Here is a 13,601-nt window from a genome sequence, read left to right as displayed (position 1 = left end):
TATCTATTGTACAACAAATGATTCGCGCATTTTTATGGATGATGCGCCAGGCTTTTTAACTTGCTCTCTCCAGTCGTCGCCATAAATTGTTTTAAACTCGTTATCGGTTTGTTTGGCTTCTTCCCATTGCTGGTTATCTTCCAGCCATTTTGCATAATCATAAGCTATAACAGCAAAACTGCTGTTCTCCAGTTCTTCTTTCTGCATAAAATTTTTAATGGAATAAGCTTTTTTTAAAAGCTCCTTATAACGAAGCGGCTCATTTTTTTTGCTGAGATTATATGCCTGCCAGTAAGGCGTTAGTGCCATTGCCGCCAATTGATACTCCATCGCAAGATCGCCTTGTTTTTCATAAGCGGTTATAGCCTCTTTCATTTTTTTCTGAGCCTGTTTGCTGGCGCCTGTATATCCGTAAAACTGTATGATGAGCGGCCTGCAGGTTGCTGCTTCTGTTTGTAAACCCTGCTTTGCAATGGTTAAACCTGAAGATAATAATGCATCAATTTTATCATGCACTTTAAAATTAAACAGCATGCCCGCATAAATGATATGCGCAGTGGCAAACATGCTTTTTATACCGCTTCTTTGTGTTACAGTTAAACCTTTTTCACCCCATTTATTTAGTTGTGTTATATCCTTGTGCTGAACGGCCTTGCCCATCTCCAGCATGCATTCCCTGAATTGTATTTCGGGCGAATTAGGATCACCCATTTTGGTGATTTTACTAATGGCCCCATCAAGATCGAGATTGATGTGCAATGATTTAGTTACATCGGGAAATCTTGTAAACACATTGTCAAAAAAATATTCGCCAATATGATCAAAAAGCATAAAGGTTATGCTATCAGGAATATCTTTCTTTAAAAGAGAAGCCAGCCAGCGTTTCAAACCTTCCATGTCGTGAATACTGTACGGGAATAATGCTACTACAAGCCGCATATTATTGCCTATCATTTTTGCATGAAAGGCCGTAAGCATTTTTATAAGCTGATCAGTTTGATCTGTATTATTGTGTTCAGCTTTTTCCGCCAAAAAGCTTTTAGCATTCCAATCAGTAGTCTTCTGGGCTGCCGTTAGTTTCTGCTGTGTTTTTTCATCGCTTTCATAAATATCAATCCAATCTTTTATCAGGTTGAAGGCATAGGTTCTTTCATTTTTGAAAGGCGTTAACATGGTTACGAGCACTTCGGGTAAAGCGCCATGTTCAGTTGATTCAAGCTTCAAAAATCCTTCGAATAATCTTGCCTGGTCTGGCTGAATAAGCCAGCGTGCTATTTTTATCTGAGGGCAAGGAGAAACTTCATCTATCCATTTTTGCTGTATTTGATGAATGAGTCCGGCTATTGGATTATGTTCAGAAGCCATATGCTTTAATTAAGATTTACGACACCGCCTTTTACGTTGGTCATAGCAGAACCTTCCACATCTACCGTGGCGCTTTGAAGTTTAAGATTCGCATCGCCTTTTACAGTTGTAGCAGGTGAAGCCACTTCAACTGCAGCGCCGCTTTTTACATCAACTTTCGAATCGCCGTTTACTTCTGCAGTAGCGCCTTTAACGGTTGCTGCCGTGCCTTCTGCTTTAAATGAAGCCGTGCTTTTCATTTCAGCTTTTGTGCTGCCGCTAACGGTGATTTCAGTGCCTGATATTTCAATCTTTCCGCCGGAATCCATTGTTATTTTTGAACTGCCGCATTCAAGTGTAATGTTTGATGTGCAGTTGACATTTATTTTACCGCCGCCGTCAAGTGTAACTTTATTACCTGCAGCATCAATAATATTGATTGCATCGCCATCCAAACTAACAATGCTGCCGGAAAGCGCAGTAAGGCTTTTTACTTTATTGCCCTGGCCACCGCCACCGCCCGTTTTTCCATGAAACATACTGCCTAATACAAAAGGCCTGTCAGGATCATTATAGCGGAAACAAACCAGCACCTGGTCGCCGGGTTCGGGAACCACTACAAGGCCGCGGTTTTTTGCGCCGCCTTTGCCGCCGCCGGCATCGGGCGTCATCACACGCAGCCAGTCCGTCATTTCATTGCCGGCCTGCTGCCATAACATCTGTACACGCACCCGGCCCATATTATCGGGGTCTTTGTTATCTTTTACTGTTGCAATCTGCGGTTCAGCTAAGGGCACTATTACATTGTCAACAGGTATTACATCTATGCCTGAAGGGATGCCTTCAAAACTGTTATAATATTTTCCGTTGCCGGAAACATGATGTTCTATAGCCGTTATTAAGAATTTGCCGCCATCTTCTTTTTTAAAATCGGCGCCGGATAAAACAGATACCTTTAAATCGGCAACAGCGCCAATGCATACGCCAGGATTATCGCTGGTGGCATTGAGCACTTCAAGATTGGCAGCCATGGCCGTTTTCTTTTGCTTCAAAAAGCTGTCAAGATCAGATTTGCTTTCTATTCTTTGTTTGACAGGCAGGCTAACCGGCTCGGAGAAAATTTTATTCGATTCGTTTAAAACAAAGCTGGCATATTCATCAAGGCCATCAATAGTGGAAGGCGCATCGGCTGTAATAAGTTTATCATCTTTTGACAGGTAAGAATAACCGCTGAAAGTTAAGGGCAGAATCTGCAGCTTCATTTGCATGCTGCGCACATCAATCCCGTAAATTATTTCAATATTCGGCGAACCGGAAGGCTTGCCGAAATATAATTTTTGCCCATCATAATAAAACCATTCACCAAACTGTGAAGACAGCCGGTTTAAAAAATGAAAAGCGCTTTCGCGGTATTGGGAAACATAGGGTATCGGCGTTTTATATTGAGGGCTGTTGTTTACACTGCAGTTTACCTGCGATAAACTGCCGGTTAATGCATCAACAACCTGCTGCAGTTTTTTATTGTAAAAAGAATTGAAGTTCTGGCCATTTTCCAAAAGTATGGTCGGGCTATATCCTTTTATTACAAGATCGCTGGAGAAATTATCAGCCTGCTCAATATCAATGCCGCAAACGAGGCCGTGAAATTCATAGGCAATTTCAAGTGTATTGGCATAGAGCAATTTTATAACCGCAGATTTACCGATAAGCTTTTGCGCATTACTTAAACTGAAGGAGCCGGTTTTCTCAAGCACATCATATTTTATCCGGATAGAAAAAGTATGGTGCTCATTAAATTTCTGGTTAATCGTTACAGTGCTGTAATGTTCTATTTTCTGATCTTCAATTTCTATATCAGCAATTACTTTCTCCATAAAGAATGTTACGGTGAGTTAAAATAAATGCAGGCTGCCATTTCAAGCGAAATGCTGCAGAAGCCTTAATACAAATAAGCTGATTCCTCTCATGCAAAACCATGAGAGGAATTTAAAAGATGTGGTAACCAGGTTTATGAAGGCCAATCGTTTTTGTGTTCTGCATTGCCCATTTTAATTGTTTGTGCAGAAACTGCAAAGTCAATTTGCATAGGTTGTTTGCCCGTAACATCAATGCCTTCTTTAAAATAAACGAAATACCCTTTTTCCCAGGATAATTCTTTCATTTTGGCATCTTCATCGCTTTTCTTAAAAGTTATGTTGCCGTCTACGGGTTTAAACTGGTTTACCAGCGATTCAACGATAGAAGTATCGTCGGTAGATTCCACTGTAAGATTAATGGTGCCTCCGTAAACGCCGGAAGAAGGCCTGCCCTTTGAATCAACGTCTCTACGTAATTCATAATCGCATTTGAGTACATCAAACTCTTTACTGCCGATTTTCAAGGTTGCTTTGAAAGCCATAGGTTATTTTTTAGAAGTTAATAATGGAATGAATCGGGAAATTCTTTGACAGGGAAACCATTCCCGGTTATTATATCACATATAGCCTGCCGCTGAATATATATTATCCTTTAATAAAGAAAAAAGCCCCGCACAATGTGCAGGGCTTTTAAAAATACCTGTATTAATTTATGCCATTAAAATAAGCTCAGCCTTATACCCAACTGGCTTGTCCATCTTGAACTGTTGTAAACGCCATCGCTCAGGTCATACACTTTGCCATCCCTGCCGGTAGGCGGCGTAAAAGTAAATGTGGGTGTAAGATCTGTGGGTGAAACATAACCTTTCATATTCAAAATAGCCGCCTGGTCATTAGACATAAAATATTGCTTGCCCCAATTCCTGTTTATCAGGTTGGTGAGGTTAAATATGTCGTAAGTAAGCTGTAGTTGGTATGTTTTACCGCCAATCTTTAAGTTGAAATCCTGTTGCAGTTTAAAGTCAACAATATTTACAAAAGGCAATCTTGCACCATTTCTTTCCGCATATTCACCACGATGTTTACTGAGGTATTTGTCGTTTCCGATATAATCATTAAACATCTGCCATTGCTGTTCCGGTGTATAATCGCCGTTTTGAACAAATGTAATTTCAGAAGCGCTTTTAGGAATGTAGATAAGGTCATTCGATTCACTGTTGTCATAATCACGTACCATGCCGTTTGCCATTACAAAGCTGTAAGGCGATCCGCTCTGTCCGTTATAAACCAATGACACGGTAGTAGCCAAAGCTTTGTTTGCATAAGTAAATTTCTTTGACACATAAGCAAAAATGCGGTGACCAAGATCAAAATCGCTGCGGGAAAGACCCATGTAATTCCTTCCGTTAACCGTTTCCATATAACGCCATTGTGAACTGTTTTGTGAGCTTGTTCCTTCATTCAATATCATGGAACGGCCATAAACATAATTTACATTAGCAGAAAAACCGTTTGCCCAGTTTTTATTGAGCGTAGCTGAAATATTATAAGAATAACCTTTTTTGCCATCATTATTTGAAAGCAGGTAAATACCGGTGTAAGGTGTGCTGCCATCTGCACGCACGCCTATTGATTGCGGGAAACTTCCGTTAAGTGAATATACATTTCTTTGATCTGCACCCGCAGATTTTTCTGTTGGCGGAAGTATATCCACACGGGTATATTTTATTTCGTTGATATTAGCCGTATATATTCCTTCAATGGTAGCCCTCCAGCCTTTGCCAAACGTTTTATCTACTGCCAATGAAGTTCTGAATACCTTATTCATTTTAAAATCTTTTGAAATAAGGTTGATTTCACCTGAAGGCACTGATACGGTTGCGCCAAAATCAGCAGCCGTATATTGATCAAATGCATCAGGCCTGAATTCCACATTACTGCCGCGAATACCGGCTATGCTTATACCATTGTTGTTATACACACCGCCAGGCCAAACAAGCGGCACACGGCCACTGAATGTACCAAGGCCGCCGCGGATAGTAAGTCCTGATTCAGGAATTTTATACGTAAATCCTACGCGGGGATTAATAGCCAGCTTGGGACTTGAAATCTGCCCTGATTTTGCACCTTGCAGGTCATAATACTGTGATATTTTGGATAAGGCTGTATCATTAAAGAATTTATCTTTCTGCGGTGTGGTAAGAAAACTGGTATTATCGAGCCTTACGCCAAAGGTTAATGTAAACCTGTTATTCACTTTAAATTCATCTGAAGCAAAAAGCCCTAAACGCAAGGTATTAAACTCGGCGGCAGCATTTACAGCAGCATCGCCGGTTACACCCGGATCAACCAGCGAATATGACCTGTTGTAAGTTGCAGCATTGCCTGCATAAAAATCATCAAGGCTATTAAAGATGTAAGAGCCATAGTTCTGCCTGATGAAGATGTTATAGGAATAACTCAACTCATCATCCGTTCCAAATGATAAAGTATGTTTGCCCTTGAATATTTTATACACATCAAACAAAGCATAATTATTTTGCTTTAAAAGATTGGCTGTAGAAAATTCTTCTGTTCCAAAATAAACATTATTGGAACCATCCTTTATTTGTACACGTGGAAATGCGCTACCCAGCGGCCCCCTGTCGTCTTTTACATTGGTAAAAGTGAGTAAAAGCCTGTTGCTGTTACTATTGCTGAAACGCGAATTCAATTCAACAGAGCCGGAATTGGTTTTATTAGGCATTACATAGCCTGCATTATAAAAATTAATAGTGCTGCTGCTGCTGCGGCTAACATTGTTTCTAAAGCCATCGGTGTGCCGGAAACTTACACTTAATTTATTGGCATCGTTAATATTCCAGTCAACTTTGGCAACCACCCTGTTTGCCTGAACCTTTTCCGGATTATCTAAATAACTGCCGGGGTTATAATTATAAGTCTTCTGCAAATAATTTGACAAATCCTGTATTTGAGCGCCTGTTATAGCGCCGCTGTAAGGGTCAATTTGGGGCTGCGGCCTTTCATCACGCTGCCATTCAACATTCGCAAAATAGAATAATTTGTTTTTGATGATGGCTCCGCCAACACGGGCGCCATAAGTTTTATTGCTGAAATCAGGAAGCTTTGTTGCATCCGCTTTATCGGCGCCCGGTGTTTTGCCTGACAGGTTTTGATTTCTGAAGAAATAGTAAACAGAAGCCTCTTCATTATTGGTTCCGCTTTTTGTAATAGCGTTAATACCGCCGCCTGTAAAATTACCAAGCGAAGCATCATAAGGAGAAACCACCACCTGGAACTGGTCTATTGCATCAATAGAAATGGGTGCAATACCAGCCTGGCCGCCATTTGTGCCGCTGGCTGCCAGCCCAAATGCATCATTATTTACAGCGCCATCTATATAAAACGAATTGTAACGGTTGTTCTGGCCTGCAATTGAAATACCGCCGTCTGCAGTTACTTTGGCCTGTGGTACATAACGCAGGTAATCACTCATATTACGGCCAACCGTTGGCAGGTTAGCCATTTTATCCCGGCCGATATTTGTTTCATCGCCGCCAGCTGCACCTGTTTTCTGATTGCTGTAAGCAGATACAACTACATCATTTAAAGTTGTACTTTGCTGGGAGAGCTTAAAATCGAGGTTTAAATATTCACCTAATGAAAGGTAAACGTCATTTTTTTCAGAAGAAGTATAACCTACATAATCCACCTTTACGGTATAAGGCCCGCCGGAACGCAGGTTAAATAAACCATAATCCCCTTTATCGGATACCATCGTTTTATACACGGTTCCTGTGGGTACATGGGTGGCTGTAACCGTAGCACCCTGAAGTTTAGCATTGTCTGTAGAAGTAACAGTGCCGGTAATATTACTGGTAGTTACCTGGGCTTTTACGAAAAAGGGGGAAAGCAGTACCAAAAGAATTTGGAAAGTTTTTCTCATTGCGCTTGAATTTTGCCGCAAAAGTAATTCTTGTAAGAAAGAAAAAGTTGTGTATTTTTTACATAATAATTTGATAACACACTTCCGGGCTTGAGTTTGATTTAAATTTAATAGTTTACGCATGTAACATTTACCAAATGTTTACAAAAAGAAAATAATTTCTTCACACAGGCATTACAACCGGGTAATATTTGATTTCAACCTTTGAAAAACCCGATTTCATGCAAAAGCGAAACCTCGAAATTGCTGTTTTAAGCGATCTTCATTTAGGTACTTATGGTTGCCGTGCACAGGAAGCTGTCAATTATCTCAGAAGCATTCAGCCCAAAATTCTAATATTAAATGGCGATATAATCGACTGCTGGCAGTTTTCCAAACATTACTTTCCTCCCAACCACATGCAGGTTATCAAAGAGATTTTTTCCATGCTCTCCAGAGGAACGCAGGTGGTGTATATAACCGGCAATCATGATGAAGTATTAAGGCGGTGGAGCCCTTTAAACATGGGCAATTTTTCATTGACCGATAAATTATTGCTTGAGATAAACGGCAAGAAAACCTGGATATTTCATGGTGATGTTTTTGATGCCACCACAAAAGGCAGCGCCAAACTGCTGGCAAAACTTGGCGGTAAAGGTTATGATCTTTTGATACTGCTTAACAACTTTATAAACTGGTGGCTTGTTTTGGCCGGCCGTGAAAAAATGAGCTTCAGTAAAAGGGTAAAGAACAGCGTAAAGAAGGCTGTGAAATGGATATCCAACTTTGAACAAACTGCCGCCGAGCTGGCCATTGAAAAAAATTACGACTATGTTATTTGCGGCCATATTCATCAGCCGCAAAACAAAATCATTCAAAACAAAGCAGGAAAAGTTACTTACCTGAACAGCGGCGACTGGATTGAAAATTTAACAGCACTTGAATTTGATAAAAACGAATGGAAGATATATCAATATAATGCCAAAGAATACGCTGCACAAAATTTTAGACCCAATACGCAAGAAATACCCGAGCTGAATGTAATCAGTAATGAAGTAACCATGTTTATTAATTCACTTAATTTCCCGGTTAATAATAATCCCAGGAAAAAAACAGGATAATTATAAGAAGCTGTTTGAATTATTTTACTAAGATTGATGATGAATAACGGTCAGACGCTTCAGCAAACTGTTTAATTCATATTTGCTATTTGAAAAGCGTCAGAGCGGTAAGTGATGACAGTGTTTGCTTTTTTATTAACTCAAACCACTTCTAAGTGAAAATTTTTTATGCGGTTCAGGCCACAGGCAACGGGCACATAGCAAGGGCCATAGAATTATTGCCTTATTTACAACAATACGGAACGGTAGATATTTTTTTAAGCGGCAACAACAGCAGCCTGCAAACCGGTTTGCCCGTGCGTTATAAAAGCAAAGGGGTGAGCCTTTATTATACTCAGGGCGGCGGCCTCGATTATATAAGGATGATGAAAGAATTTAGTGCGAGACGCGTGTGGAAAGAAGCGAAAGACCTGCCTGTTGAAAACTATGATTGTGTGCTGGTAGATTTTGAAAGCATTGCGGCATTAAGCTGCCGGCTTAAAAAAGTTTCCTGCATAGGCTTTGGCCACCAGGCAAGCTTTCAATCGGCAAAAGTGCCGAGGCCTGCAATAAAAAATATAGCAGGCGAATGGATATTGAAATACTATGCACCGTCAACTGTTTATACCGGTTTGCATTTTAAACAATACGACCATTTTATTTTTAACCCGGTTATTAAAGATGTTATTTTAAAAGCAGAACCGGATAATAAAAATCATATCACAGTTTATCTTCCGCAATACAATGATGACCTGCTGGTAAGTTATTTCAGGCAGTTGAAAGACGTGCCGTTTCACCTTTTTTCCAAAACTGCAAAATCACTGTCAATCCAAGAAAATATAATCATACAGCCGGTTAATAATAATGCGTTCAATAAAAGTATAATTAATTGCTTCGGTGTAATTACCGGCGCCGGCTTTGAAACGCCTGCAGAGATTCTTTACCTCGGCAAAAAGCTTTTATGCATTCCCATTAAAGGCCAGTACGAACAAAAATGCAATGCTGCCGCTTTAAAAGATTTTAATGTACCTGTTATTGAAAGTATTGATGAAAACTTTGTTGAAACAATCATAAACTGGTTGCAGCAGCATAAGCCAAAACAATTGCAGCTTACACATTCAACGGAAGATATAGTAGCATTTGTAATGCAGCAGGCAAAGAGATTAATCCATTAAATCCTATAAATGCATGTACTTCTATTCCACCGTTACACTCTTCGCCAAATTCCTTGGCTTATCCACATCATAACCTTTGGCAACACCAATATAATAGGCCAGCAATTGCAAAGGAATTACGCTCAGCATGGGCGCAACAATTTCATCCGCTTCCGGTATCATAATAAAATCATCAGATAGTGTTGGTGAAACGGTGTCGCCTTCTGTTATAATGGAAATAACCTTTCCTTTCCGCGCTTTTATTTCCTGCATATTGCTCACAATTTTTTGGTGATATGCATCTTTTGTCGCCACAAAAACAACAGGTAAAGTTTCATCCACCAGCGCTATCGGCCCATGTTTCATTTCAGCCGCAGGATAACCTTCAGCATGTATATAAGAAATCTCTTTCAGCTTTAATGCGCCTTCCAGTGCAACCGGAAAATTATAACCGCGGCCGAGGTATAAAAAGTCCTGGGCATCTTTATATTTTCCGGCAAGTGTTTTAATGTTCTCATTCTGTTCCAGCACGGTTGCCACTTTATCAGGAATGGCCATTAATCCCTTGCATAACACACGATAACGTTCTTCATCAATCGTTTGTTTTTGATGCGCGATTTTTAATGCAATCATTGTTAATACCGCCAATTGCGCTGTGAATGCTTTAGTGCTGGCCACACCAATTTCAGGGCCGGCATGTGTATAAGCGCCTGCATGAGAAACGCGGGCAATGGATGAACCCACAACATTTAGTACGCCTAAAATAATAGCGCCCTGCTCTTTGGCCTTTTCAATTGCCACCAATGTATCGGCTGTTTCACCACTTTGTGAAATAGCAATAATAACATCGCCTTTATTTATCACAGGATTGCGGTATCTAAATTCCGATGCATATTCCACTTCCACCGGTATGCGGCAAAGCTCTTCAAAAATATATTCGGCCACTAAACCTGCATGCCAGCTCGTGCCGCAGGCTATCATAATAATGCGCGAAGCATTCATTATTTGCTCAGCATATTGCTGAATGCCACTCATGGTTATCGTTCCCTTGTCTGCATCAAGGCGTCCGCGCAGGCAATCATAAATAGTTTGCGGTTGTTCAAAAATCTCCTTCAGCATAAAATGGTCGTAGCCGCCTTTTTCAATAGCGGCCAGTTCCATGTCAAGTTTCGTTATAAACGGCGTTTGCTTTTCATTGCCCAGGTTCTTTAATATCAGTTCATCGGCACGAACAATGGCAATTTCATAATCATTTACATACACCACTTCTTTTGTGTATTCAATAATCGGCGAAGCATCGCTTGCCAGAAAATGTTCATTCTTTCCAATGCCGATTACCAGCGGGCTGCCTTTGCGTGCGGCGATAATGGTATGAGGGTCATCTTTATCAATCAATAAAACGCAATAAGCGCCGGTAATTCTTTTTAAAGCATAGCGCAGCGCTTCTTCCAGCGTGCCTTCATTATTCTTTTTAATATCTTCAATAAAATTCAGCAGCACTTCAGTATCGGTATCGCTTTTAAATGTGTAACCCTTTTTCAGCAACTCATTTTTTATCTGCGCATAATTTTCAATAATGCCATTATGTATCATGGCAAATTTGCCGCTGTTGCTCACATGCGGGTGCGCATTGCGGTCGCTGGGTTCGCCATGCGTTGCCCAGCGTGTATGGCCAATACCAATATGCCCGCTCACATCTTTTCCAATCAGCAATTCTTCAAGGTCGGCAACACGGCCCTGCTTTTTATATACTTTCAAACCGCCATCAATTAATGCAACACCGGCGCTGTCATAACCACGGTATTCCAGGCGTTTCAAGCCTTTCAGCACCACAGGATAAGCATCTCTTGAACCGATGTAACCAACTATTCCGCACATAATAATTAAATTTTTTTGCCTGCAAATTATTTGATGAATACTTATGTAACCAGCTAATGAACTTCGGTTGAGCACGGTTGTGTCACTCCCTTGTACTACATATTTTTATGGAAGCTTAGGCGCGCTGTTCATAGTTGCCTGTATATAATTAATTCAAACAAGTGCTTAGCATTATATTTGAAAAAAATAATCAACACGAAAATATGCAATCATCACCGGAAAAATTTCCTAGCATAATTTTAGAAGACGAACGTGTTTTATTAAGGGCGCTTGAAGAAAACGATTACGAGAATTTATTGCCTTTTGCAATGAATGAAAAAGGGCTCTGGTTTTATTCTTTGGTAAGGCCGGAAGGTGAAGATGGTTTAAAGAGATATATAAATATTGCACTTAATGAAAAGGCTGCGGGCAAAGAATTTCCTTTCATTGTTTTTGATAAAAAAGCAAATGAATATGCCGGCAGCACAAGGTTTTATGATATAAATTTCCCTTATAAAACAGTACAGCTTGGTTATACCTGGTATGGGAAAAAATTTCATGGCACAGGTTTGAATAAGCATTGTAAATTTTTGCTGCTGCAATTTGCTTTTGAAAAACTGGGCATGGAAAGAGTTGAATTTCGCGCCGATGCAAGGAACGAACGAAGCATTGCCGCTATGAAATCCCTTGGCTGCAAGGTAGATGGTATTCTACGCAGCAATATGCCCACCATGGAAGGTGATGTGCGGCGGGATTCGATTGTATTAAGTATTTTAAGGAAAGAATGGTTTGATGCAGTAAAAGAGCAGCTAAAAAAGAAACTTTAAATTTAATAATAACTTATGGAAAATGTAACCGGTATTGGCGGCGTATTTATTAAGGCAAAAGATCCTGATGGCCTGGCCAAATGGTATAAAGAAAACCTGGGTATTGATTTTATGGAAGGCAATTATGCGGCGTTTCCATGGACAAATGAAAAGCCAGATAACCCCGGCACTACGGTTTTCTCTTTTTTTAAAGAAAGCAGCGAATATTTTAGCCCGTCGCAAAGCCAGTTCATGATTAATTTTCGCGTGAAAGATCTGCACACTTTGCTGCACTCATTAAAAGAAAAAGGCATTTGGGTGGCCGACAAAACAGAAGATTACGATTATGGAATTTTTGGCTGGACAATGGATCCCGAAGGCAATAAAATTGAACTGTGGCAACCAAAAGATGAATCATAATTAAGTATTCATGAAGATAACCAAAACGGAAATTTATAAGTACAGCATTCCTATGGTGCCCTTTACCATTGCAACCGGCACCATGCATTTTGCACAGAATATCTTTATCCGCATTCATACCGATGAAAATATAGTTGGCGTGGGTGAGTGTTCGGCCTTTCCTATGATTGTTGGTGAAACACAAGCCACCTGCTTTGAAATGGCAAAAGATTTTGCGCATTTATGGAAAGGCAAAGATGTACTTGACATTAATGCAAGAATGCATGAGCTGCATGCATTCACGGCATATAATTACACCATTAAAAGCGCCTTTGATATGGCGTTGTATGATATAGCTGCAAAGCATTCCAATCTTCCTTTATATAAATTTCTTGGCGGCACAAAAAAGAAAGAATTAAAAACGGATGTTACTGTTGGTATCAATTCACCGCAGCAAATGGCATTGCAGGCAGAAGCATTTGTGGAGCAGGGTGTAGAAATTTTAAAGGTGAAACTTGGCAAAAATGCGGCACATGATATGGAAGCCATTGGTTTAATAACAAAAACCGTTGGTAATAATATAAAGCTGCGCATTGATGCTAACCAGGGCTGGCATTATGAAGATGCTTTAAAAGTATTAACGGCATTCAAAGATTATAATATTGAATTTTGTGAACAGCCCATGCGCCGTTATGATGATGATAAATTACCAAAGCTGGTGCAGCTTTCGACTGTAAAAATTATGGCGGACGAAAGTGTGTTTGATCATTATGATGCCGAACGAATAATAGCCGCCAATGCCTGCAGTTATGTGAATATAAAATTTGCTAAAAGCGGCGGCATACTTGAAGCTATAAAAATCAATGAAGTTTGTGAAGCTAATAATATTCCCTGCATGATGGGTGGCATGCTCGAAAGCCGTGTGGCCTTAACAGCCTTTGCACATTTTGCTACGGCGCTTGATAATGTAAAGTTTTATGACATGGATACATGCCTGCTTGGTCATAAAACAGATCCGGTTACCGGCGGCGTAACCTATAATAATTTTTGTGTTGAACTGCCGGATGGAATTGGCATTAGCGCAGATGTGGATGAGGGGTTTTTGAAAGGATTGGAAAGCACAATAGTTTAATTAATAAGGGAAGACGATTTTATCTTCC

Annotated in this window: 10 protein-coding genes; 5 read left to right on the top strand and 5 right to left on the bottom strand. The window is 40.2% G+C overall.

Features of this window, described 5'->3' with window-relative positions:
• Nucleotides 1–3: 3 nt before the first annotated feature.
• The 4 genes from ACTHN6_RS03865 to ACTHN6_RS03850 all read right to left on the bottom strand — a co-directional run bounded on the left by ACTHN6_RS03865 (nucleotide 4) and on the right by ACTHN6_RS03850 (nucleotide 7,146).
• Nucleotides 4–1,365 (bottom strand): hypothetical protein, encoded by a 1,362-nt coding sequence (locus ACTHN6_RS03865; RefSeq protein WP_440434400.1) that lies wholly within the window; start codon nucleotides 1,363–1,365, stop codon nucleotides 4–6.
• A gap of 5 nt (nucleotides 1,366–1,370) precedes the next feature.
• Complete coding sequence (locus ACTHN6_RS03860; protein WP_440434399.1) at nucleotides 1,371–3,218, bottom strand: phage baseplate assembly protein V; 1,848 nt, start codon at nucleotides 3,216–3,218, stop codon at nucleotides 1,371–1,373.
• A gap of 134 nt (nucleotides 3,219–3,352) precedes the next feature.
• Entirely contained in the window at nucleotides 3,353–3,742 is a 390-nt protein-coding gene (gene tssD / locus ACTHN6_RS03855) for a type VI secretion system tube protein TssD (RefSeq protein WP_440434398.1), read from the bottom strand.
• A 176-nt stretch (nucleotides 3,743–3,918) separates the two neighbouring features.
• Nucleotides 3,919–7,146, bottom strand: coding sequence for a TonB-dependent receptor (locus ACTHN6_RS03850; RefSeq protein WP_440434397.1), 3,228 nt, complete (start codon nucleotides 7,144–7,146; stop codon nucleotides 3,919–3,921).
• Nucleotides 7,147–7,367: 221 nt separating this feature from the next.
• Between ACTHN6_RS03850 and ACTHN6_RS03845 the strand changes: the two genes are divergently transcribed.
• Together ACTHN6_RS03845 and ACTHN6_RS03840 are read left to right on the top strand one after the other, a co-directional pair.
• On the top strand, nucleotides 7,368–8,246 hold the full coding sequence (locus tag ACTHN6_RS03845; protein WP_440434396.1) for a UDP-2,3-diacylglucosamine diphosphatase: 879 nt from the start codon (nucleotides 7,368–7,370) through the stop codon (nucleotides 8,244–8,246).
• Nucleotides 8,247–8,401: 155 nt separating this feature from the next.
• Nucleotides 8,402–9,400 carry a glycosyltransferase family protein gene (locus tag ACTHN6_RS03840; protein WP_440434395.1) on the top strand — a complete coding sequence of 333 codons (999 nt, stop codon included), beginning with the start codon at nucleotides 8,402–8,404 and terminating at the stop codon, nucleotides 9,398–9,400.
• Between the two features lie 21 nt (nucleotides 9,401–9,421).
• Here the strand turns inward: ACTHN6_RS03840 and glmS are convergent, their stop codons facing one another.
• The gene (gene glmS, locus ACTHN6_RS03835; protein WP_440434394.1) at nucleotides 9,422–11,257 is read right to left on the bottom strand and encodes a glutamine--fructose-6-phosphate transaminase (isomerizing); all 1,836 of its coding nucleotides are present in this window, start codon (nucleotides 11,255–11,257) and stop codon (nucleotides 9,422–9,424) included.
• Nucleotides 11,258–11,460: 203 nt separating this feature from the next.
• Between glmS and ACTHN6_RS03830 the strand changes: the two genes are divergently transcribed.
• Genes ACTHN6_RS03830 through ACTHN6_RS03820 form a run of 3 tightly spaced genes read left to right on the top strand, consistent with a single transcriptional unit; the run spans nucleotide 11,461 to nucleotide 13,573 of the window.
• A complete protein-coding gene (locus tag ACTHN6_RS03830) occupies nucleotides 11,461–12,063 on the top strand; it encodes a GNAT family N-acetyltransferase (protein WP_440434393.1) in 603 nt (200 codons plus the stop codon).
• A gap of 15 nt (nucleotides 12,064–12,078) precedes the next feature.
• Nucleotides 12,079–12,462, top strand: coding sequence for a VOC family protein (locus tag ACTHN6_RS03825; protein ID WP_440434392.1), 384 nt, complete (start codon nucleotides 12,079–12,081; stop codon nucleotides 12,460–12,462).
• A 10-nt stretch (nucleotides 12,463–12,472) separates the two neighbouring features.
• Complete coding sequence (locus ACTHN6_RS03820; protein WP_440434391.1) at nucleotides 12,473–13,573, top strand: mandelate racemase/muconate lactonizing enzyme family protein; 1,101 nt, start codon at nucleotides 12,473–12,475, stop codon at nucleotides 13,571–13,573.
• Nucleotides 13,574–13,601: the final 28 nt, after the last annotated feature.

Origin of the sequence: Parafilimonas sp., from assembly GCF_051953455.1 — a bacterium.
Lineage (GTDB): Bacteria > Bacteroidota > Bacteroidia > Chitinophagales > Chitinophagaceae > Parafilimonas.
The sequence above is the reverse complement of the archived record's forward strand: the minus strand, read 5'-3'. Positions and strand labels throughout refer to the sequence as shown.

Excerpts from the sequence above, each read along its gene's own strand:
- ACTHN6_RS03865 (WP_440434400.1), bottom strand. The coding sequence starts at position 1,365 with ATGGCTTCTGAACATAATCCAATAGCCGGACTCATTCATCAAATACAG.
- ACTHN6_RS03860 (WP_440434399.1), bottom strand. The coding sequence starts at position 3,218 with ATGGAGAAAGTAATTGCTGATATAGAAATTGAAGATCAGAAAATAGAA.
- tssD (WP_440434398.1), bottom strand. The coding sequence starts at position 3,742 with ATGGCTTTCAAAGCAACCTTGAAAATCGGCAGTAAAGAGTTTGATGTA.
- ACTHN6_RS03850 (WP_440434397.1), bottom strand. The coding sequence starts at position 7,146 with ATGAGAAAAACTTTCCAAATTCTTTTGGTACTGCTTTCCCCCTTTTTC.
- ACTHN6_RS03845 (WP_440434396.1), top strand. The coding sequence starts at position 7,368 with ATGCAAAAGCGAAACCTCGAAATTGCTGTTTTAAGCGATCTTCATTTA.
- glmS (WP_440434394.1), bottom strand. The coding sequence starts at position 11,257 with ATGTGCGGAATAGTTGGTTACATCGGTTCAAGAGATGCTTATCCTGTG.
- ACTHN6_RS03830 (WP_440434393.1), top strand. The coding sequence starts at position 11,461 with ATGCAATCATCACCGGAAAAATTTCCTAGCATAATTTTAGAAGACGAA.
- ACTHN6_RS03825 (WP_440434392.1), top strand. The coding sequence starts at position 12,079 with ATGGAAAATGTAACCGGTATTGGCGGCGTATTTATTAAGGCAAAAGAT.
- ACTHN6_RS03820 (WP_440434391.1), top strand. The coding sequence starts at position 12,473 with ATGAAGATAACCAAAACGGAAATTTATAAGTACAGCATTCCTATGGTG.